This is a genomic window from Taibaiella sp. KBW10 (assembly GCF_003852495.1).
In the GTDB taxonomy this organism is placed as follows: domain Bacteria; phylum Bacteroidota; class Bacteroidia; order Chitinophagales; family Chitinophagaceae; genus Edaphocola.
Genome location: NZ_QAJI01000003.1, coordinates 268,455 through 291,224 on the forward strand (window position 1 = coordinate 268,455; position 22,770 = coordinate 291,224).

General features: G+C 43.5%; 13 protein-coding genes and 2 tRNA genes. 8 read left to right on the top strand and 7 right to left on the bottom strand.

What is annotated here, in order from left to right:
* Together DBR32_RS05500 and DBR32_RS05505 are read left to right on the top strand one after the other, a co-directional pair.
* Nucleotides 1-960, top strand: a complete 960-nt coding sequence (locus tag DBR32_RS05500) for an HlyD family secretion protein (RefSeq protein WP_124635303.1) — start codon at nucleotides 1-3, stop codon at nucleotides 958-960.
* 9 nt (nucleotides 961-969) lie between these two features.
* Nucleotides 970-2,136 (top strand): ABC transporter permease, encoded by a 1,167-nt coding sequence (locus tag DBR32_RS05505; protein ID WP_124635304.1) that lies wholly within the window; start codon nucleotides 970-972, stop codon nucleotides 2,134-2,136.
* A gap of 60 nt (nucleotides 2,137-2,196) precedes the next feature.
* On the opposite strand, the gene DBR32_RS05510 is transcribed toward DBR32_RS05505, so the two are convergent.
* From DBR32_RS05510 to DBR32_RS05530, 5 genes are all read right to left on the bottom strand, one after another.
* The gene (locus DBR32_RS05510; protein ID WP_124635305.1) at nucleotides 2,197-3,855 is read right to left on the bottom strand and encodes a gliding motility-associated C-terminal domain-containing protein; all 1,659 of its coding nucleotides are present in this window, start codon (nucleotides 3,853-3,855) and stop codon (nucleotides 2,197-2,199) included.
* A 226-nt stretch (nucleotides 3,856-4,081) separates the two neighbouring features.
* Nucleotides 4,082-5,350 carry an adenylosuccinate synthase gene (locus DBR32_RS05515; protein ID WP_124635306.1) on the bottom strand — a complete coding sequence of 423 codons (1,269 nt, stop codon included), beginning with the start codon at nucleotides 5,348-5,350 and terminating at the stop codon, nucleotides 4,082-4,084.
* Between the two features lie 119 nt (nucleotides 5,351-5,469).
* Nucleotides 5,470-5,541 (bottom strand) — tRNA-Glu (locus DBR32_RS05520).
* Between the two features lie 29 nt (nucleotides 5,542-5,570).
* Nucleotides 5,571-5,642: transfer RNA gene (locus DBR32_RS05525), tRNA-Glu, on the bottom strand.
* A 57-nt stretch (nucleotides 5,643-5,699) separates the two neighbouring features.
* Nucleotides 5,700-6,371 (bottom strand): hypothetical protein, encoded by a 672-nt coding sequence (locus tag DBR32_RS05530; RefSeq protein WP_124635307.1) that lies wholly within the window; start codon nucleotides 6,369-6,371, stop codon nucleotides 5,700-5,702.
* A 103-nt stretch (nucleotides 6,372-6,474) separates the two neighbouring features.
* Between DBR32_RS05530 and DBR32_RS05535 the strand changes: the two genes are divergently transcribed.
* From DBR32_RS05535 to DBR32_RS05555, 5 genes are all read left to right on the top strand, one after another.
* On the top strand, nucleotides 6,475-7,275 hold the full coding sequence (locus DBR32_RS05535; RefSeq protein WP_124635308.1) for a hypothetical protein: 801 nt from the start codon (nucleotides 6,475-6,477) through the stop codon (nucleotides 7,273-7,275).
* A 23-nt stretch (nucleotides 7,276-7,298) separates the two neighbouring features.
* Complete coding sequence (locus DBR32_RS05540) at nucleotides 7,299-7,883, top strand: MarC family protein (protein ID WP_124635309.1); 585 nt, start codon at nucleotides 7,299-7,301, stop codon at nucleotides 7,881-7,883.
* A 30-nt stretch (nucleotides 7,884-7,913) separates the two neighbouring features.
* Entirely contained in the window at nucleotides 7,914-8,357 is a 444-nt protein-coding gene (locus DBR32_RS05545) for a hypothetical protein (protein WP_124635310.1), read from the top strand.
* Nucleotides 8,358-8,697: 340 nt separating this feature from the next.
* A complete protein-coding gene (locus DBR32_RS05550) occupies nucleotides 8,698-9,855 on the top strand; it encodes a cystathionine gamma-synthase (RefSeq protein WP_124635311.1) in 1,158 nt (385 codons plus the stop codon).
* A gap of 46 nt (nucleotides 9,856-9,901) precedes the next feature.
* Entirely contained in the window at nucleotides 9,902-12,052 is a 2,151-nt protein-coding gene (locus DBR32_RS05555; protein ID WP_124635312.1) for an OstA-like protein, read from the top strand.
* A 73-nt stretch (nucleotides 12,053-12,125) separates the two neighbouring features.
* Here the strand turns inward: DBR32_RS05555 and DBR32_RS05560 are convergent, their stop codons facing one another.
* The gene (locus DBR32_RS05560) at nucleotides 12,126-16,211 is read right to left on the bottom strand and encodes a choice-of-anchor I family protein (protein ID WP_124635313.1); all 4,086 of its coding nucleotides are present in this window, start codon (nucleotides 16,209-16,211) and stop codon (nucleotides 12,126-12,128) included.
* A 628-nt stretch (nucleotides 16,212-16,839) separates the two neighbouring features.
* On the opposite strand from DBR32_RS05560, the gene DBR32_RS05565 reads away from it, so the two are divergent.
* The gene (locus DBR32_RS05565) at nucleotides 16,840-21,237 is read left to right on the top strand and encodes a PKD-like domain-containing protein (protein WP_124635314.1); all 4,398 of its coding nucleotides are present in this window, start codon (nucleotides 16,840-16,842) and stop codon (nucleotides 21,235-21,237) included.
* Nucleotides 21,238-21,451: 214 nt separating this feature from the next.
* Here DBR32_RS05565 and DBR32_RS05570 read toward each other — a convergent pair whose 3' ends face one another.
* Nucleotides 21,452-22,762 carry a T9SS type A sorting domain-containing protein gene (locus DBR32_RS05570; protein WP_124635315.1) on the bottom strand — a complete coding sequence of 437 codons (1,311 nt, stop codon included), beginning with the start codon at nucleotides 22,760-22,762 and terminating at the stop codon, nucleotides 21,452-21,454.
* Between the last annotated feature and the right edge of the window lie 8 nt (nucleotides 22,763-22,770).

The window sequence follows — 22,770 nt, forward strand, 5'->3', positions numbered from 1 at the left end:
ATGAAACACTATATTTTATGTGCAGCAGGAGCACTGTTACTGACTTCCTGCGGAAATAATAAGACCAATAAAGATCAGATTCAGGGAAAAGTAGAACGGGAGCAAATCTCGGTGGTGGGCAAAATAGCCGGCAGAATCACGACGATTAATGTAAAACAAGGAGACCTGGTCAAAAAAGGAGATACGCTCGCTATACTGGACATACCGGAGGTAGCCGCTAAAAAAACGCAGGCAGAAGGTGCCGTAACCTCGGCCAGCGCACAATATGCTATGAGTGTACATGGGGCTACGGGCAATCAGCTGAAACAATTAAATGCTAAAAAAATGGCTTTGAAAGAACAGTTCGATTTTGCGCAAAAATCGCTGGATCGTTTGGGGGCTATGGTCAAAGATTCGTTGATTCCACAGCAACAATATGACGAGGTCTTCGCAAAGTATCAGGGTGCTAAAGCACAGCTGAGTGCGGTAGATGCCGAAATTGCCGATGTGCAAAACGGCGTACGCATCGAGCAGCAAACGATGGCTTTGGGGCAGCAGGACCGCGCGCTGGGCGCCTTGCAAGAGGTATCGGTTGCGGATAAAGAACGTTATATCATTGCGCCTCAGGATATGCGTATTGAAAATATTACCTTAAGCGTGGGCGAGCTGGCCTTACCCGGCTATACCTTGTTTACCGGTTCTTTAAGTGAAACGACTTATTTCAGATTTACGATTCCGGAAAGCCAGTTAAAAGCTTATCCTGTGGGCAAGACGATTAAGGTTAGCATTCCTTATCAGGACAATAAAGAGATCGCAGGTGTGATCAAGAATGTAAAACAAATGGGCGCTTATGCCAATATCGCTACGGCTTATCCGGATTATGAAATGCAGGATGCTTTATATGAAGTAACTGTTAGTCCTCAGGATCCGGCGACAGCCATCAACTTATATCCCAAAACGACGGTCCTTATCAGACCTTAATTTATCATCATGAAAACATTTCTTCAATTACTCAAAAGAGAGTTCGGCTTATTCTGGAATAATAAGGTGTTACGGGTGTTGTTTATCGGTGCGCCGCTCATGTATGGCTTATTGCTCGGCTATGTATACAGCAAAGGAAAAGTGACCGATCTGCCCATCGTTGTCGTAGATCATGATCAGAGTAACCTCAGTCATAAAGCGATCGAGATGATGAATGATAATGAAGTACTTTCCATTGCGGCTTTACGCTACAATGAAAACGACCTGAACAGGATTGCTATTGAGAAAGAGGCCGCCTGTATCGTTATCATTCCCGAAGGATTTGAAAAACAGGTACTGACCAAAAGATACCCGGAAATCACGACTATTGTTAATACATCTAATGTATTGACCGCCAATTATGCTTCTACAGCGATCCAGGTATGCCTCGGTACGCTGAAAGTCGGCAGCCAATTAGAAGCTTTACGTAAACAAGGGGTTCCGGAAAACCTATTGATGAGCCAGTACGAGCCCTTTAAAACTACTTTTATTAAAAAGTATAACCGCTCTACAAACTATATGTATTTCTTATGGCCGGGTATATTGGCCACGGTACTGCAACAGGTGCTGATGCTGGCTTTGGCGCTTTCTTTTGCTTCGGAATTTGAAAAAGGCACCTTCAAAGAACTATCCTTAAAGGTACCGTCCACCTTTAAACTGATCTGGATCAAAATTATTCCTTACCTGATTATGAGTTTCGGCATATGGTTGATGTACTGGGGCTTTACGAAATGGTTTCATATTCCCTTTACAGAAAACCTGGGTATGCTCACTCTGATTGCGGGGATATTTGTGCTCTCGGTTTGTTTCATTGGTATATTGGTCAGTATTCTTATTCCCAATCAGTTGAAAGCAACAGAGATACTGATGGTGATCGCTACGCCAAGCTTTATTCTATCAGGTTTTACCTGGCCTTTAAGCCAGATGCCGGTATGGATACAATATATTGCGAACGTTATCCCGCTCACTCATTTTTTACCGGCATTCCGCATTTTAATTATCGAGAACGGACCGGTAGACCTTACCTATCCTTATATCTTTAACCTCTTGCTGATCGCCGTTATCGGATTTATTTTATCCTTTATCGCTTTACATTTTAAACAGAAAAAAGCCATACCGCTTCCTGTAAAAAAATAATGATAAGAAAAGAAAAGCCGCGCATCTGCGCGGCTTTTCTTTTCTTATCATTTAACTGTTTTATCTTATCAGCATGATTTCTCCTTTAAATTCTTTAACCCCTTCCCTCGTTCTGATGCGGGCGGTGTAGTAATAAACCCCACCGTCAACCATCTCTCCGTTAAAGGTTCCATCCCAACCGCTCAGGGCTTTAGTACCATAAGATCCGAAGATCATCTGACCCCATCGGTTGAAGATATCGAACTGTTCTACCATAACTAAATTAGGATAGTTGATGACCGGCCCAAAACGATCGTTACGACCATCTCCGTTAGGGGTAAAGGCATTAGGGAACATAGTTACCTTGTCTTTATAGTTTACCTTAAGGTTTACAATTACCAAACTATCACAACCTACAGAAGATAAGAAGTGTTTCTTATAAGTACCGGGCGTGGTTAGGGTCAGCTTATCAAAAATATAGCTCTCCCCTTCATCAATTGTTTTATTAATTACAATAGAATCGCTTGGCAGTACGACTACCGTTACAATCGCGGTATCCTTACAACCCTTATCAGTCGTACCGACTGCGCGGTAAGTTGTGCTTTGTACAGGAGAGGCACTTACACTTGTTCCTGTTGTCGCGCTTAAACCCGAGTTAGCAGGAGACCAGACTACTGTAGAGGCTCCGGAAGCTACTAATAATATCGGCGTACCCTTACATATCTCCGCATAAGGCGGGTTTACGGTTACATCCGGTTTTGTATTTACCACAACACTAATCGGCATTCTGACACTTTCAATAGGACAACCTGCAGCGCTTTGAGATACATACCATGTAGTTGTACCCGGATTGCCGGTATTCGGTATTGGTGCTACAGTGCTGCCTGTTCCACCCGTCGGAGTAGTATACCAGTGAATAGTTGCACCCGGAAGCGCACCAGACACCGTCAGCGCAGGCGCAGGTGTACCGGCGCAATAGCTTAAGCTTGTCAAAGTCAAAGGATCAGGCTCTTGTCCACCGGAAATGATTACATTTCTGATAGAATGCACTTCATATAAGGCACCTGTAGAAGCCGAGAATCCGAAATAACCCACATTACTATTTAAGGCCAAAGGACCGGAAATAATAGCAGTGGTTCCTCCATCTAAATACACACTCATTACACCCGTTTGATAGATCATGGTACAAGTGTGCCAGTTCCCATCAATTAAGGAGCTTTGGTTGTACACCTCTGAACCGACCAAACCGGTCGTAGAACCCTCTACATAACCATTGTTATTGAATTTCCTTAAAGAAATCAAAGGGTTATTAGGAGGAGTCACATTGTTATCGTTACTATACACATCGAAAACTAGTCCAAACCCGTTCATGGTATTGGGCATTCCGATACCACCACCAAGCACAAAGCCAGAAGGCGGATTGGCAATATACCAGAAAGCAAAACCATCGGCAGGCTCTACACCCGGGGTTGTAATCATTTGAAAGTCAAAAGAAACGCTAAAATAATCACAGGCGCTACTCAAGTTTTGGGGCACATTATAATAAATGAACCCATTTTGAGAGGTCGTTGCGTTATTTAACTTAATAGAGGTGACGTTATTCGTAGCACTTCCTCCCATGGTCCAACCGGTAGTATTGATGGGATTTCCGTTCAGCGTATAGGTATAGCTTTGTGCATACACTTGTGCCATAAAGACACTAAACATACTACTAAGAATGAGTAAAAGTATTTTTTTCATATAACAAGACTGATTTATAGAATTTAAGACACCAATATACAGCCCTTTGGTTGGAATTCATAGCATTTTTCTTGTTTTTTGGGAAATAAACGATAACAAATGACTCGAAAATCCCGATATTGAAATTTAAAATTGCTTCCTATCTGCTCTTATTCCTTAATGGTCAATAAAATAAAGCGCCGAAANNTTTCGGCGCTTTATTTTATTGATAATCTTAATTATTGTTTTAGAAAAATTTCATCAGGTTGTCCCTACCGGTACCATTAGATACATATTGTACTTTCGTGCCCAAATAGGTTTCAATGAATTGACAATAGTCCGTAAAAGTCTTTGGCAATTGATCCAAAGTAGTACAGTCACTGATTCTTTGCTCAGTCCAACCCTTAAAAGATTGATATACCGGCTCAATAGCCATGTCACAAATATCAAAAGGCATTTCGGAAGTTTCCTCTCCGGCAACCTTATATGCAGTGGCCATTTTGATTTCGTCAAACTCATCCATTACATCGGCCTTCGTGATGATCAACCTTGTTACGCCGCTCAACATAATCGTATAACGTAAAGCAACCAGATCAATCCAACCGCAACGTCTCGGGCGTTTGGTAACCGCGCCAAATTCGTTTCCGGCTTTACGCAAGGCTTCTCCGGTCTCGTCATGCAGCTCCGTAGGGAACGGTCCGCTACCAACCCTGGTACAATAAGCCTTCGTAATCCCGTATACTTCACCTATCATAGAAGGTGCAATACCTAAACCGGTACATACGCCTGCTGTGATCGTATTGGAAGAGGTTACAAAAGGATAAGTACCATAATCCACATCAAGCATAGAGCCTTGTGCCCCTTCGGCCAATACTCTTTTGCCGTTCGCAATATGATTGTTCAGCCAATATTCTCCGTTCACCACATTTAATTGCTGTAAATAAGCAATGGCTTCAAAGAAATCCTGCTCCCATTCCTGCCAGGCAAGCTCCATATTATATAAACGAAGCATTTCAATATGTTTCGTTTTCAATTTTTCATAACGCTGCATCCAATCGGCCGCCATTACATCACCTACTCTAAGGCCATTTCTACCGGTCTTATCCATATAAGCCGGTCCGATACCTTTTAGCGTAGACCCTATTTTATCAGACCCTTTTGCCTGCTCAGAAGCGGCATCCAAAGCCCTGTGTGTCGGTAAGATGATATGTGCTTTATGAGAAATGAACAGGTTTTCCGCTACCGGCACCCCTAAAGCTTTTAAGCCCTCGATTTCTTCTTTTAAAGTCACCGGGTCAATCACGACCCCATTTCCGATCAGGTTCAGTTTATTTTCCTGAAAAACACCGGAAGGTATGGTACGTAGTACAACCTTTTGACCATTTACGTAAAGAGTATGACCCGCATTAGGGCCACCTTGAAAGCGTGCAATGATCTCGTACTGAGCGGCAAGATAATCTACAATTTTACCTTTACCCTCGTCTCCCCATTGCAAACCTATTAATACATCTACCATAGCTTATTGAAGTAAAGCGCAAAATTAAGGAATCTTTTGGGCTAAAAAAGTATTTTTATCAACAAGGGGAAAATAAAAAAAGCCTTCTATCAAAAAATGATAAAAGGCTTTTGTAAGGGTACCACGTACGGGAATCGAACCCGTGATTCCTCCGTGAAAGGGAGGCGTCTTAACCCCTTGACCAACGCGGCTAAAAAACGACTATTTTAAAATTACTCTGTACCACGTACGGGAATCGAACCCGTGATTCCTCCGTGAAAGGGAGGCGTCTTAACCCCTTGACCAACGCGGCAGTCGTTTCTTGTTTTGGGATTGCAAAGGTAAACACTTCTTTTTTAAAAACAAAATTTTATTTTATTAAAGATTTTTTTGAGCTGGAATGCCCTGTATTCCACCCTTTATGTGCCCCTCCTTCATGTGGTAATTTGGGTCGTTCGGTCGCCGGCAACCCTATGGGTTGGGCATAATTGATTTCTTTCAGTAAAATATCGACCTGATACTCGGCCTCCCTGACCAAATGGCCCGTCACCGGATTATAATAGCGCCAGTTTCCATGTTTCGTATATCCCTGTTCTGAAGGTGTGGCCACCAAAGTATCGATCAGGGTAATGGGATTGGTCACCAAAAAGGTATCATAAGCGTATTTAGAATAGATACCCCTATAGTTTCCGATGCAATACAATTTTCCATTTTCGAAATATTGTGCCTGCCCGTTGAGTACATTCTGCTTATAATTTTCTATAGCGATTAACTGCTGCTCTTTACTCAGCTTATACCACAAACCCGTCTTCTGATCATCTTTATAAGCCCCGAACTCCATATAAGCCGGATCTCCAAACTGTCCAGGTACATTATAAAACCACATACCCTGCTTGCGGTTTTGCTTGTCCTTTTTATTCAGGTTTTCGTCTGCAGCAGACTTCACCTCTTTGCTATTCTGCGCCAATACGGGTATTATCCCTAACCCAAAAGACACACAACTCAACCCTACACAAAGCATTATGCTCTTTATTCTTTTCATCAACAATTTAATTTCAATATTAATTCTATGTCAAAATAACGTAATTTTAGCTTATTACGTGTGTAAGCCATATTTTAATATTAATTTTGCCTCATATTCTTCTATGCGATTCTTCTTCCTGCTTTTATTCCTCTATTGTTTATCCCCTTCAAGGGAGCTAAAGGCGCAGGAATTATTACAGCAAAAAGTTCTGGCCAATGCGGTAAATATGACGACCGACGAGCTCGGTAATATTTATATTACCTTTTCCGATAATAGCCTGGTCAAATATAACAGCAACGGGGACAGCCTGGGGAACTTCCGAAGTATCCAAAATGGCCCTTTACAAATTGTCGATGCCAGTAACCCGCTCAAATTGCTGTTGTTTTATCCCGATTATTCCAAAGTTGTCTTTCTTGACCGGATGATGAGCTTTAAGAATGAGCTGGATTTAAAAAAGCTGAAACTCTACCAAACTACCGCGATCGGTATGGCCCGTGACGGGAATATCTGGGTTTTCGATGCCAATACGATCCGTTTATTGAAAATAGATGATAACCTTAGCCTGTTGCAACAAAGTGATGATCTCCGTTCTGCTTTGGGCGATGTGTTACAGGCCACCCAAATCATTGATAAAGACCGGAAAATCTATGTTTTAGACAGTCTTAAGGGCTTATATGTGTTCGATCAGTTTGCCAGTATTTTAAATAATATAAATTTGTTCCATGTGAAACATATACAGGTATTTAACAACACACTGATATATAATACTGCAGATAGTTTAGTGAGTTATGACTTCAATAGCCTTCAGGAAAAGAAAATACCCCTACCCCAAACAACCGGTTTTATTTGTGCCCGGATCGAAAAAGAACGTTTATTCTACCTGTATAAAGACAAGCTGGAAATATACCGGCTGAACAATTAATTCACCTTAAGACATTATAGTTTATGAACGAACTGAGCCATATCAATTTCAATGAGATTGTAACAATCTCCCTCACCCTTTTTGCCGTAATCGACATTTTGGGTTCCATACCGGTGCTGATCGGTATTAAGAAAAAAATGGGGGATATCAGTGCCCTGACCGCTACGGTAGTATCCGGTGCCTTAATGATTCTGTTCTTTATGGCAGGTAATGATATCTTAAAGTTTATGGGCCTGGATGTATCTTCCTTCGCCATAGCCGGTTCGATTATTATCTTTATTTTGGGACTGGAGATGATCCTGGGCATGGAATTTTTCAAACCGGATGGTGGCTCTGCCAAAACCGGCAGCATTGTCCCCATCGCTTTCCCACTGATTGCCGGTTCGGGTACGCTGACTACAGTATTATCTTTAAAATCGGCTTATCACCAGTATAATGTATTGATTGGTATCATCATTAACCTGATCATTATTTTCATCTGTATTCGCTCGCTGAATGCGCTGGAGAAATTACTGGGTCCTGCGGGTATCCTAGTGATCCGCAAATTTTTCGGGGTAATCCTGATTGCCATTGCTGTGAAAATATTCAAGGAAAATATCAAATTATAAAACGCTTTACCCCCTGTCATTCCAATCTTTATGGAAGAAACCAACTACGCTAACCGGAAAATCATTATCCTCGCTTCGGGACTAATTGTACTGAACTGGATCATGAGTTTTTTGCTGACATATATTACGATTGCCGTAACGCCTTTTCTGTATATTATCGTTGCGGCGATGATCTGTATTCTTACCCAGCAACTCAATCTAGTATATAAATCGCTGATTATTGCTTTGCTGATTATCATTAATGACCTGGTACTGAAATGGACAACCCAAGCCTACAAGCTGCCTGAAAACATGGAATTCATTAATTTAATGCGCCTGCTGGGCATGATTCCGGCTTATCTTACTGTGCTGATCGATGCCTTAGTTACCAAAAAACGCAGCATTGGGGAGAAGGTATTGGCTATTGTACTCTTCCCTGCACTGATAGCTGCTTATATTTTTGGTACGGCCTTGATTGTTAATAACATACCATAAATCAATTGTATCCCGACCCGATTATAAATATTACTTGGAGTTTGGGCGGTATTACAACCCTTCATTTGAGCAAATCTAGATCGGCTGCGCCGGTTTTATGGAATCGTACGTAAAACGGCTCCAAAACGGATACCTATTTCCGGCAAAAAGCCGTTATGATGAACAAAGTCGCTTTTCAAGCCATTTTCCATAAGAAGTTAGTAAACAAGGAACTTGTATTGGGCGTAAGTTTAAGTTGCTCTTAGGATTTCTAATTTTAAAATCCTGATCATTTAGCCTAATTTTGAGCCACTTTTACTGCGGCAACGCGGTTACCCTAATCTTTATAAAAATCTAAATAATGAGTGCAGACAAAAAATACGGCATTGGTACTACGTTAATTCATGCAGGTGTAACACCGGATCCGAGTACAGGGGCCATTATGACCCCTATTTTCCAAACCTCTACTTATGTACAGGATGCCCCGGACGAGCATAAAGGATATGATTATTCCCGTGCCGGCAACCCGACCCGTACTGCTTTGGAAAATGCTTTGGCCGGTATCGAACATGGCGCGTATGGCCTGGCTTTTAGCAGCGGTGTAGCGGCTACAGATGCCATTATTCGCTTGCTTCATCCCGGAGACGAAGTAATTGCGGCTAATGATATGTATGGTGGTACTTATCGCTTGTTTGAAAAATTGTTTGTAAAATTCGGCATCCGCTTTCAATATGTAGATATGAAAGATCCCGAAAACATTCGAAAAGCCATTAATCCAAATACGAAACTGATCTGGACGGAAACCCCGACCAATCCCCTGATTAACATTACTGATATTGAGGCGGTAGCTGCTATTACCAAGGAAGCTAAGGTGCTTTTATGTGTTGACAATACCTTTGCCTCTCCCTATTTGCAAAATCCATTAGATCTGGGTGCGGATATAGTGATGCACTCGGCAACCAAATACTTGGGCGGACATAGCGATGTGATCTTAGGCGCGGTAATTGTGAATGACAAACAACTGAGAGACGATCTGTTTTTTATTCAGAAAAGCAGTGGTGCCGTACCGGGACCTCAGGACTGTTTCCTGGTCTTAAGAGGGATCAAAACCCTGCACGTACGTATGGACAGGCATTGTGAAAACGGCGAAAAAGTAGCCCATTTCCTGCGCAACCATGATAAAGTAGCTAAAGTGCACTGGGCAGGTTTTGAAGACCATCCCGGCCATGCTGTGGCCAAAAAGCAGATGCGCGGTTTTGGCGGTATGATCAGTTTTGAACTGAAAGATGACAGCCCCGAAAATGTAAAAAGAATGCTGATGTCCACTAAATTGATTGCCCTGGCAGAAAGTTTAGGTGGTGTAGAATCCCTGATCAATCATCCGGCAACGATGACACATGCATCCATTCCTCGTGAAGAACGCCTCAAAAATGGTCTTTCTGATGGCCTGATCCGTCTGAGCACGGGTATTGAAGACGTAGCTGATATTATCAACGATTTAAACCAGGCTATCGGATAGCAGGTCACTCTTATATCCTTTTATACAGAGTACCTTAAACCTAAATATGAAGGTTGTAACACAAATAGCCCTATACTGTTTTATACTACTGCTTGCTGCTGTGCCGGGTATGGCGCAGCAGCAAGTTCCTGTTGTGGCTAATGATACGGCCAAAAACAGCAATACCTCCTTTATTGAAATCCTGAATTCTGAGTATACAGACATCGTTAAGGTGGGTACTGAACAGGTAACTAAGATCGTGGGCAATGTAAAGCTGCGCAATGGTACAGATATGTTGTACTGCGACAGTGCGGTCTTATACCAGAATAAAAAAGTAGCCGAGGCCTTTGGTAATGTCTCCATAGAGCAGGCCGATGGCACGGAAGCCTTTGCCGACTACCTTAAATATACCGGTGGCAGCAAAACGGTATATATGAAGGGAGATGTGATTCTTACCGATAATAAAGGCAATGAATTATGGTCTGATGAAGTGGATTATAACCTGAGCACTAAAGTGGGTAAGTTTTACAAAACAGGTACTTTAAAAAATGAATCCACCCTACTCTCCAGTAAATACGGAGAATATAATCTTAAATCAAAAGATGCCCGTTTTAAGGGTGATGTGGTGGTGAATGACCCTGAGTATACCGTCACTTCTGAAGATATTGGCTATAATACAGACACGAAACTGGTTCGTTTTTATGCTCCTGCAGTGGTTCAGAATGAAAGTACCTATCTGGTAGCCAAGGCGGGAACCTATGATGCCAAAAATAAGATTGCAAAGTTTCTGGGACGCTCTAATATGATCCATAATGCGCAATTTATAGAGGCCGATGATATTAAATATAATAAAGTGTCGGGCTGGGCGGTCGCAAAAGGCAATGTTGTGGCGATTGATACGGCGATGAAAACAACCTTATACAGTGGCTTTGCGGTATATAATGAGATTTCGGAGAAAATGACAGCGACGGATCATCCCATTATGAAACGAAAAGACGGAAAGGATAGCCTGTTTATCTTTTCGGACACCGTATTCAGTGAGCCGGTTGCTAACCTGAAACGTCCGGATGCCGGACCGATCGATACGGCTAAAGTACAGCTGGACAAGCTGATTAATGAATTACAATCCGGGATTGAAGTGGACAGCACTAAAATCCCTTTACAAGTTCCTGCGGCCAGGGATTCTTTGGGCGCTAAGTTGCCTAAAGATAGCATTGCTCATCCTGCTGACAGCCTTATTCATGTTCAAGCGACAGACACCCCGATCACTGCGGCCGATAGCCTCAACCTACCGGAAGAAGCGCCTTTGGACCTTCCTCAGATGAATATTGCAGGCAGCGATAGCCTTGCAGACCATAACAATACCGATACCATACGGCATGCCGTAGACCTGAACCCGGCAGATAGCCTGGAAGCGACAGGTGATCGCCCACAACGGCCAAAGCATGGCATCGGAGAAAACCCGGAGCAAAAAATCTTTGAAAAAGGAACACAAGGCACTAAAGAGGGGGAACAAAAACCCCGGTATTTCATTGCCTATCATAATGTAAAAGTGTATGCCGATTCGGCACAGGCTAAATGTGATAGCCTTCGCTATTCTCAGCTGGACTCCCTGATGATTCTGTATAAAAATCCGGTGATCTGGGGCAGACAAAGCCAGATATTAGGCGATACGATCTATGCGCTGTTGGACAGCAGTAAGATACAGGAAGTATATGTTCCGAAAAATGCGATTGTCATTCAGCAGAATGGCCCCGCAAAAGCAGGTATGTTCGACCAGATACAAGGGAGCCGGATTCATGCTTTCTTTGTTAATAATGAATTGGATTCTGCTGTAGCCTACCCTAATGCAGAAACGATTTATTTTGCTAAGGATGACGATGACGCTTACCTTGGGGCTTCCCAGGCTTCCAGCACGCGTTTACGGATTCAGTTTAAAAACCGTAAGATTAAGAAAATCCATTACCTTTTGGATTTCAAACAAACCATGACCCCCATGAGGAATGCGGATCCGGAAGCGCTAAGGCTCAGCCGCTTTAAATGGCGGGAAGCGGAAAGACCTAAATCATTGGAGGAACTTATGAAAGACGCTACCCCTTTTCAAAGACTACAAATTTTAGATCAACCAGAACCCGCTGTAGCCGACAAAGAAGCGCCGAAAGAAGATCAGAAAAAGGAGCCAAAACAAAAGAAAAAGGGTAAGCAGAAAAAGAAATAAGCTGAAAATAGGATATAAAAAAAAGTTGCGCGCCGCTATGCGGCGCGCAACTTTTTTTTATATAAAGTCCGCTTTACTGTTTTTGTACTTTTACCGTACCGGTTCTTGCGCCATCTGTATATTTTATGAAGTAAGCACCTGCAGGTAAGGCCTGCATATCAATCACGGTATTGTTGCTGTTGGTTTTTAGTTGCTGTTGCACCTTACCTTCAATACTTAATACCTGGATCGTAGCCTGTTTCACTATTCCTTCTACCAGCAAATTTACGGTTGCCGTAGCCGGATTCGGGAACGCATAACAGAAAGTATGTTGGTCTACCCCTTCTGTAGCCGTCGGTGTGGCTATTGGCTTGATCTCAAAAATACTCAGGCTGGAAGAAACCTCATTGGCCAGAATCACATAAGGTTTTCCGGTAGGTGAACTTGCAGAATCAATGTATAAAACACCTTCGGCACCATTGTCCCCACCATAAGTCGCTATGGTACGGCTATTTTTATAATCTACGTATGCAGGCATAGCCGGATTAGTAATATCATAGACCATACAACCACCTATTCTTTCCAAAGCGACAAAGGCATATACTTTGGCACCGATTTTAGCCACTACGATACCTTCGGGTTCGGGACCTTTATCATCGCTTCTGTTTTTAAGGGTATTATTGGTATTGCTGGCATTAAAAATTGCTGCAAGCTCCGGATGTTTGGCGATCAGCAATTCAAAATCCTGCCCGTTATCCGATACCAAAGCGCCGGTCGTTGCATTCCAGATGGAGAAGGAACGGGCACCAAAAGTATGAATTTCATCAAAATCACCATCTCCATCTGTATCTCCAGAGGCTGTGGTTACATTTAACCTGCCCAGGTTAGCTTTAAGAAATGCCGCATTCGGAAAGGCAACAGGATCTAAGACATAAGCAGATGATCCTAAACGCAGCACTTCAGCATAAGCATCGTATTCACGAGCATCCCCTTCATTGGCGGTAACCAGATAGGTTTGTCCGTTCACACGGTAAGAACCAATCGCATCCGGCATATACAAGCCTTTAACCGGCCAGTTTGCTAATACGACATTTGTTCCCTGGTCGCTGACATCTAAAGCATTGGCAGGCGCCATATGGTCTTTGGTACCCAAAGGAAAGATGTCGGTAATACTATTGGTCACCAGGTCTATTACGGCAATAGCATTGTTTTCCTGGCAGGTAACCCATGCCTTACTGTTATCTTCTGCCACAGTAATATATTCCGGTTCCATATCCTGCGCTACGCTTGCATTAGGCCCGAAAATACGTACCCCGGCAGTTCTTAAAGCAGCAATCTGGCTGTTAAAAGATTGAAAGCCAGCTGTAGCCACATTTGTTTGTGCCAAACCGGCAATACCGCCACTGATATCAATGATCGAAACAGAACCTTCCGGATCGATGGAATAATCTGTTTTCGGTTGGCCTTCATTTGCCACCAATACTTTTGCACCGTCATGTGTAAAGGTGATCATATCGGGCATAGCGCCTACCGTTACCTGGTTTTTAAAGACCCCATTGGTATCGAAGAATACTACTTTTCCCGGGTTTTCAGGCACCAGGTCTTCTACAGCTGCCGCAACAATCCCGTTTCTAACCGCAATGGAATTGATATTACCATAAGTAGGATTAATATCAATGGAAGAAATCATAGACGGGCTGGCAGGATTATGAAAATCGACAATATCAATTTTACCGCCAATAGAGTTGGCAATAAATAAGCGTTTTGATTGTTTATCAAAAGCAACGATCTCCGCAGAATTGGTTCCAGCAGGGTGGTTTTGATAAGAACTGATATACGTCAGAAAATCTGATTTTAAAGCTACCGGCGCTTGTTTATCATCATCTAAGATGAAGGCTGTAAATACATTAGCCGCAGCATTAGGTAAGGTTACATTTACCGGATTAGTAAATTTAAAGGCAAAGTATTCTGCATTTTCCGCAATATTATCATTGTTGATTACAATGGTGATGGTATCATTTACATTATTGGCTAAAGCCGGCCATTCAAAGCTCAGGTTAGTCGGTAAGGTATAATCAGAACCACTGGTCGCCGTTCCGTTTGGCAATAGCTCGATCGCTACAGAAGCGGGATTGGCAATACCGCCTACCAGGTTGGCTACTATTTTTAATTCCAGTTGGTTTTCATTTACGGCAACCGAACTGCCCACAAAACTTACAGAAGCATTGGTCGGCACAATAACCGGTGGCGGATAAATACCGGCAGTGGAACGGATGACACCGACACTCGGTTGAGGAGTAATCTCATTTATCGGTACGATCCAGTTGGTGCCTACATTATTATCCAGATTGGCCGCCATCAACTCATAGGAATACCCATAAATACCGACCGGAGGTGTAGGCCAGTTATTGGTACCCACAAAATAATGTACCGAGTCAATGACTTGGTTCAGTGAGTTACGCACCACCAAAATATCATCCGTAGAACTCAAACCGGCATTCAACATATATATAGTCGGTACGTGCAACAGGGTATCCGCAACAGCAGGGCTTGTAGAAAACACTACATTTCCACCTGCGGCTAAAGACATCACCGGGAAATTTCCGCTTGTGCCGTCGGTCCATTTCAAACCACCTAAATTCACAGCAGTCGTTCCGGCATTATACACCTCGATCATTTCTATCGTATTCGGACTGTGAATGATCTCGGTAATCACCAGATTCGGTGTTCCTTGGTTCCATAATAAATCCACGGTATCTGCCACATTATTAGCACCACCTGCATTTTGCACGCCATTTATGGCTAAAGTATAGGCAACCCCATTGGCTAGCGGTGCATGCGTCAACACAACCGAATCATTACCGGCCGTTAATACCGCACTGCTCACCGCAATCGAAGGACTGATCACATAATGACTGGTATTGATCGCCGAAGCATTGGTCACCGTCTGATTAAATTTAACAGAGGTACTCGTAGCACTGTTTTGTTTAAATGAAGTAACGATGGGTGCCGGATTAGGCACCGGAGGCGGATAAACACCCGGAGTGGCCCATATCGGTCCCGAAGCAGAAGAAATAATATTCTGTGTAGTTGCCGTCCAGTTAGCACCTACATTATTATCTAAAGCCGCATTATTCAGTTCAATTGAAGCACCATAGTAGGTACCTGCAGGTGCGGCCGGCCAACCGGCTGTACCTACCTGATAGGCTACAGAATCGATGATATTACCTGCCGCATTCTTGATCACCAGGATATCGGAAGTCGCTCCTAAACCGCCGGTAAGGCTATAATAGGTACCTCCCATTAAGCTATTGGCGCTAGTCGGATTGGTTGAAAACAAAACGGTAGCACCGGCTGCCAGCATCTGGGCAGGAAAGTTTCCGCTTGTACCATTACTCAGGTATAAGCCCGTCATATCCACCGCGGTAGTACCGGCATTATACACTTCGACCATCTCTATATTATTAGGCGTATGGAGGATTTCTGTAATCACCAGATTGGGCAATACTGGTGTGGTGGAGATTACATCTCCTTTTACGGTCAACATATCGAAACGCCAGGTACCGCTCACGCCATAACTGGACGCAGGATTACTAGGGGCATAGTTACCGCCCGGAGCAAAGGCCGAAACGACCCGGAATCCGGCATTGGGATTATTATTCAAACCCGTAACTGCCGACAAATTGAAGGATCTGCTGTTCCAGATATCTCCGGATGGAGCGGATGCCGTATCAACATCAACCCATACCGGATTACTCACCGTCGCGTTCAGCGTATACTGTAACTGCATATGTGCCGGACCGGTATTACTATGGCGTTGATCAAAGGATATTTTAATGTTTTGATAACCGGAAGTACCCGCAATGAATTGGATGCCCGCTGTTTTATTTGCAGTTCCCTGCGCAGGAAAGGTAGACAAACCCAATCCTGTATTATCTGTAGTCGCAGGATCAGAAGACCCTCCGTTTGAGGTACCACTGGCAAAAGAGCTGATGGTTCCACCTACGGCTGTTATGGTACCCACACCCAGTGATGACGCCATGCTGCCCGTGGTGCTTGAAGCATCGGGCGGTACGGAATTAAAATTCCACTGGGTGATGGTCGTTTGTGCCAAAGACACCTGCGCCCAAAAGCATCCCAGAGAAACCAGTAATGCCGATTTCGTAAAAATCTTATTCATTGCTAAAAAATTGATAAGCTACAAATTTGATTCATGCATATTACCCCTGCCTTTATCCTGTATTATATTTATGTGAATTGCTTCAAAAAGGCGTTTCTTCAAAAGAGTAAATATTGACCCCTTAAATTGGCTTTTAGGAGCAAAAAGTACTGTTATTTACTGTTTTACACTATAACAAAAAACAATGTATGTTATTTATTTAATATTGTTATTATTTTGAATAACATAAAATTAACAAGCGCAAATACAAGACCTAAAACCAATACCACAAAGCATTACAGCAGATACCATTTCCCAAAAAGAAGCGAAATCATAGACTTAACCGATGTCAAAAACATTTGCTTTATATCTTTGCTGGGTATAATAAGGGCATCACAACGCACACAAGCCCTTATGGCTCACCGTCTTTTGACGCCAGGCCATAATTAGTTTGTTTGGGAGCGGTTTCCCTGACTGAAGGAGCATTACATTGATAATCAATCAATTAATTATTCACATGTATCAAAAGGTTTTTACACCTTTTTTGATTGATTGGCGGCATATACCGCCGCATAGAAATACATAAAACCTATTTGTAACAATTACCGTACTTATATATAATAATTACTGTACTTATATAATAAATAAAATGATCAATAAAGTATACTTTTTTATTTTACTGGGCTTGATATCTGTTTTTCGCTCCTATAGCCAGACTTATACAAAACATTACATTGCCCCGGCTCCCTGGCAATACTGGTCACAAGCCAATGAACTGGTGGTGACAACCAACTCAGCCAGTACAACGGTAACCGTAAAGAAGAGTGATGGTACATTGGTAACCACTCTTACCCCTACCCCAACAGTACCTTCTGTGTACCGTTTTGTAGGGGCGCCTAATAGCATTGCCCTCAATCCACTGAATACTATTGTATCTGATCAGGGTATGATTGTGGAAGGCAATAACCCCATTACGGTAAATGTAAGGAATGTAGCCTCTGATCAATATAATGATGCCAATATTAAAGGAAATTCGGCCCTGTTTTCTTTTGGAAATGCAGCGATTGGTACGATTTTCAGAGTTGGATATTATCGGGACGGCATTCTTCAAGGCACGACACAAAAACCTATCTATAGCATTATGGCTATAGAAAACAATACAACCATAAGGCTGAATGGCTCTGCCATCGTAACCCTTAATGCAGGGCAGAGTTATTTATTCCAAACAGCAATTGGTAGCCTGGTAGAATCTTCTGCATCTGCTGTGATGAACTCAGCGGCTCATATTGATGCACCTGCAGGTTGCGGAGATGGTGTGTATAATCCTGTACCCCCTGTTAACTCTTTGGGAAGCGAATATATTATTATCCGGAGTGCGGGGAATAGTACGGCAGAACAAACCACTATAGTTGCTACCCAACCCAATACAACCTTAAGCATTACCAATTTTAATGTTAATGGCTCTATTGCGTCTACCAGTACACAAACGCTTGTTGGTGCAGGTAGTTTTACAACAATACCCAACGGAAACGGAACCAATCAATATAGTGCGACACGCGTTCTGAGTTCGAAGAATGTGGTTACCTATTCCGGAACCGCTAATACCTGTGAAGTAGATATGCTTACCCTTGCTCCGGTATCCAGTTGCGGAGGAAGCTTGATTGCCAAAACCTATAAATTCAGGAACAGCAGTGGCGCAGACCTTCCGTACTTTGCCTACATTACGACGACAAGTCCTACGGAGAAGATATTTTTAACCACAACAGGAGGCACTACAAACTACACTAATACTGATATTGAATCGATTAGCGGCGTTGGTGTAAGAAGGCAGCTCGGCAGCACCGGCGTGTACCTGATCGATTTTACAAATAGCAATATCGGTACACCGGCAGCCATAACGCTCAACAGTGCTTCAAGAATAAATGCCGTAATGGTACAAAGCGGGGCCGGTTACTCGATGTCTAACTTTATCACGCCTCTTCCGGAACAAGCGGTGACTCCTACTGCTACACAAACAAGCTGCGCTAATGTGACGCTCACGGCTGCGCCTTCAGCTACCGGACCCTATCAATGGTATTTAAACGGGATTGCGCTTGCGGGTGCCACCAATAATACTTATACCCCTACAGAATCAGGGTCCTATTCGCTCACGACCATGTTGCCCTGCGGGATCAGCGCACAATCGGTACCGGTTACGGTTGCACTTTGCAATATTGAGCGTTCTATCGTAAAAACAGTCGATATGGCTACTCCGGCGGTCAATGGTACGGTTCAGTTTACCTTAACGGCCAGCAATCTGGGTGTGGGTACGGCTTTAGGTGTTTCTGTGACTGATTTATTAAAATCGGGCTATACCTATTTGAGCAGCAATGCTGCTCCGGGAACAACGTACAGCAGCACCACAGGAATCTGGAATATTGGTTCTTTAGGTCCGGGTGCAACAGCCACATTGACGATTTCGGCTAAAGTAAAATCGACGGGTGATTATAGTAATACAGCCACCATTACCGGATCACAAATAGATCCGGTGAGTACAAATGATACCAGTACTGTTAGCACAACCCCTTCATCGACGATTACCCTTACCTCAGTATCCCCGCCCCCCTCAGATGCACAAACGGTATGCATCAATACCCCAATTGTAAACATTTCTTATTCCATTGGCGGTTCGGCCACAGGTGCTATTGTGACCGGTTTACCGACCGGGATCAGCTATAGTTACAACAATACTACGAGGGAAGTGACCATTACCGGTACCCCTACAGTAGCTACAGCAGGGCCACAAACCTATACGGTTACAACTACCGGAGGTAGCCCCAATGCCAGCACGACGGGAACCATACAGGTTAATGGTATCGTGGGTACGCCTACCTTCGCTGCAGGAAGCACTTCTACAAGATGCCAGGGACCTGGCACCCAAACGTATACCGCAACTGCTGCCAATGCCAGCAGCATAAGGTATAGCATCAACACAACGAGTACACAAGCCATTATTGATTCGATAACGGGTACGGTAACCTTTTCTTCTTTATATACAGGCACTGCCGTGATTACGGTCACAGCTGCGGGTTGTACACCCAAGACAGCAACACATACGATTACAGTAACCTCTACCGGTACGGTGACCGGTGCCACACCGGTATGTAGCGGTGCCAATGGTACGTTGACACTGGCCGGCACGACCGCAACGGTGGTACGATGGGAACAGTCGATCGATAACGGAACTACCTGGACGACCTTTTTACCCAACAATGCAACAAACACTTTAAATTATACAAATCTCAATACGAGCACGATGTTTCGTGCTGTAGTGAGCGGCGGTGGCTGTTCTAATGCCGCTTCCAGCCCGGTGTCTATCAATGTGACCCAACGCCCCGACCTTGCCAGCCAAAGCTACCGTATCTGTACCAGCGATTCGTTTAATTACGCACCGGTTACGGCACCTGCGGGTACCACATATACTTGGTCTGCCCCAACAATTACCGGCGGCACAGTTACCGGCGCTACTGCGGGAAATACATTGGCATCGGTACGCCAAACCTTGACCAATACCGGAACCACTACGGCTACGGTAGTCTATAATGTCACTGCAACCAATGCCAGTTGTGTAGGTACGCCCTTTACCATAACCACGACAGTGGTACCGGCGCTCTCTGCATCGGCAACCAATCCACCGGTGGTTTGTAACAGTGGCCTGTTCTCCGTAACACCAAGCACGACAATCAGCAACCTAAAATATACTTGGACAGCGGCGCTGCAAAGTGGTTCAGGACTCAGCGGATTCAGCAATCAGACTAGCCCGGTTTCCGGCCCCATAAGCCAGACCTTAACCAATAGTTCTACAGCCATTGCGACGGTACGCTATACGGTGACACCGGTGATGGATAGCTGTAGCGGCAGTCCCTTTACGTTTGACGTTACGGTACAAAAATCACCCGTAGCGCCTACCCTGAGCATCACACAACCGACCTGTTCGGTCACAACGGGCAGTATTACGGTAACGACACCGACCGGATCAGGACTGACCTATAGCATCAATGGTACCAGCTATCAATCTTCCCCCAATTTTACGACGGTAGCGACCGGCACCTATAATGTTACGGTGCGCAATACTGAGGGCTGCACTTCTACATCCTCCCCTGCCACAATCAGCGCAGTAATAGGATGTGAACCGCCTGAATCGTACAGCGTCACCAATACCCAAACCGGAGCACCAAGAGTGACCAACCTGGGTGGTTCACCCCTACAAGGCAGCGATCCGACAGATCAGCCGGTGCAAGGATCCTGGTCGGGCAGAACAATCGTCATCACTACACTGCCCACAAATGGTTATGTTTTGAGGTATAACGGATCTGTGGTAACAACGAATCAGGTAATTCCCAATTACAATCCTACACTACTGACGATCGAACCGGGGCCGACTTCTTTTGGTACTTTATCTACAATATTTTATTATGCTACGAGGGATGGTTTGGATATTCAGGACAATACACCTGCTGCCTATACAATCAACTGGCAAGTTCCTTTACCGCTACAATTATTGTCTTTTACCGGCCAACAAGATAAAGACTGTGGTATTTATCTGTCCTGGACAACCGGGCTGGAAGATAACGTGAGCCATATCATACTTGAGCGTGGTAGCAATGGACAAACATTTAGCAACATACAAACATTTGCGCCCAAAGGTTCTGATAGCCGATATGTGTATACAGATGAAACACCGCTGAACAGCAGTAATTATTACCGTTTAAAAATAACGGATGCGGACCGGAGCACTGCTTACAGCGCAGTGATTAAAATCGATAATGACTGTAAGGATGCGATAGCGATCTATCCTAATCCGGGCACGGACCACGTCTCTGTCAAAGGGATCAAGGAAGGGAAGACCACGATTCGTATTTATACACAGGATGGGAAACAGGTTTATCAAAACCGGTTCATCGGTGTGATCCCGAAAATTGATATCAGCCATCTTGCTGCAGGGGTATACCAATTTACCATTACAACCGATTCAGACAGCAAAACCATTAAACTGATCAAGCAATAAGACAGGCATGAAAAAGTCACCAGCTTGGAGCGAGCCGATACTAAAATAGCCTGAGCGCAGTATGTGTTTTAGCTAGGAATAATTATTACATAATTATTGTAAACGGCTATTTAAAAAATTTGTGGTATTCTTATACCGGGATGAGCAGTACCCATAAAATAAGGTGGTCCGTTTGGACCACCTTATTTATTAAAATCAACCTGTATAGTATCTCTTATTGCTTACCTATTCTTAAGGTTTGCACTGCATCTCCTTCCGTTATTTTTAATACATAAACACCTTTGGCCAAATGATGCAAATCGATTGTCGTAACCGGTTTTGTAGCACTATATACCTCTTCTCCAATAATAGTATACATTTTTACGGTTACTTCTTTCACTTGTTTTTTCCAATTGATATTCAGTTTATCGGTCACCGGATTTGGATATACACCCACTAATTCCACGTTTACTTTATTTATTGCAGTAGGGCTATTGGGTTTAACTTTTGTAGCGGTTTGGGTAAAATCTCTCGTGTTACTGCTCGGATTTGTGTTCCCTAAAGTGATATGCTCATCCGCTATGGTTTCAAAATTAAGCGCATCGGGAAACACCGTATACGTTCCTAAAGGTAAATTAGCGAATGCATAGTGACCTTGCATATCTGTTGTCGTATATCCTACGATAGAACCTGTCGCGTCATCTTTCAAATAAATATCCATATTACTTACCGGATCACCTATGGCAAGCGTTCCTGCTCCGGCAGGGCGATTAGCACCTTGGGTAACATCTCCTCCTATAAAACCAGGACCTGTAGTTTGTGCGCCACCCATCATCATTACATTCCTATTATAAAAAGGCCCAACAAGGTTACTATGATTAATTGTGCTTGCATTGTACCAATATATATCATCCATGTGATAGGTAGGAACCATATAAGTACTATTATAAGTAAGGCCTAACATATCTTTAGCTTTAACTAAATAACTACCATCTGGTTTATTATGAAAGGCGTAGGGTACCATATAAGTATTGGTGCCATTTACAATTTGTGAGTCCACAGCACTTAACATGTTGGTGGCCGCATTATACTGAATGAGCCATACTTTAAAGGAGAGGTTAGGATAAGTGTACGTGGCAGGATTATTGATACTGTCATGGAGCGCAATAATAGTTCCTTGAATAGGATTGTTGATCACTACAGTTTGTGTATCGTATGCGTGACAGTAACCAAGTGCCGATGAATCATCCATGGCAAGTACAACCTTATAGATCCCCGGACCACTAAATGTATGTTGCGCCGTAGATCCGTTGCCGCCAATAGAAGCCAATGATGTTAAGTAAAGATTATTGTTCAGCAAATAAAGTGTATAGCTTTGATAAGAGCTGCTGCTGGCAACTGTCGTGTTTGTAAATGCGTATGTAAGATAGTTGGAACCCGTTTGTGCATAAGAAAAATCCGGGTTACAGGTAACTTGTGCTGTCGCAGCATCGCATAACAGCGATGCACATACGAAACTGGCAAGGGTGATAAAGTTGTTTTTCATAAAAGATA

What these genes read in the sequence shown, in the direction of transcription:
- DBR32_RS05565 (WP_124635314.1), top strand. Translation starts at nt 16,840, where the DNA reads ATGATCAATAAAGTATACTTTTTTATTTTACTGGGCTTGATATCTGTT.
- DBR32_RS05560 (WP_124635313.1), bottom strand. Translation starts at nt 16,211, where the DNA reads ATGAATAAGATTTTTACGAAATCGGCATTACTGGTTTCTCTGGGATGC.
- DBR32_RS05535 (WP_124635308.1), top strand. Translation starts at nt 6,475, where the DNA reads ATGCGATTCTTCTTCCTGCTTTTATTCCTCTATTGTTTATCCCCTTCA.
- DBR32_RS05510 (WP_124635305.1), bottom strand. Translation starts at nt 3,855, where the DNA reads ATGAAAAAAATACTTTTACTCATTCTTAGTAGTATGTTTAGTGTCTTT.
- DBR32_RS05540 (WP_124635309.1), top strand. Translation starts at nt 7,299, where the DNA reads ATGAACGAACTGAGCCATATCAATTTCAATGAGATTGTAACAATCTCC.
- DBR32_RS05515 (WP_124635306.1), bottom strand. Translation starts at nt 5,350, where the DNA reads ATGGTAGATGTATTAATAGGTTTGCAATGGGGAGACGAGGGTAAAGGT.
- DBR32_RS05555 (WP_124635312.1), top strand. Translation starts at nt 9,902, where the DNA reads ATGAAGGTTGTAACACAAATAGCCCTATACTGTTTTATACTACTGCTT.
- DBR32_RS05500 (WP_124635303.1), top strand. Translation starts at nt 1, where the DNA reads ATGAAACACTATATTTTATGTGCAGCAGGAGCACTGTTACTGACTTCC.
- DBR32_RS05545 (WP_124635310.1), top strand. Translation starts at nt 7,914, where the DNA reads ATGGAAGAAACCAACTACGCTAACCGGAAAATCATTATCCTCGCTTCG.
- DBR32_RS05550 (WP_124635311.1), top strand. Translation starts at nt 8,698, where the DNA reads ATGAGTGCAGACAAAAAATACGGCATTGGTACTACGTTAATTCATGCA.
- DBR32_RS05570 (WP_124635315.1), bottom strand. Translation starts at nt 22,762, where the DNA reads ATGAAAAACAACTTTATCACCCTTGCCAGTTTCGTATGTGCATCGCTG.
- DBR32_RS05505 (WP_124635304.1), top strand. Translation starts at nt 970, where the DNA reads ATGAAAACATTTCTTCAATTACTCAAAAGAGAGTTCGGCTTATTCTGG.
- DBR32_RS05530 (WP_124635307.1), bottom strand. Translation starts at nt 6,371, where the DNA reads ATGAAAAGAATAAAGAGCATAATGCTTTGTGTAGGGTTGAGTTGTGTG.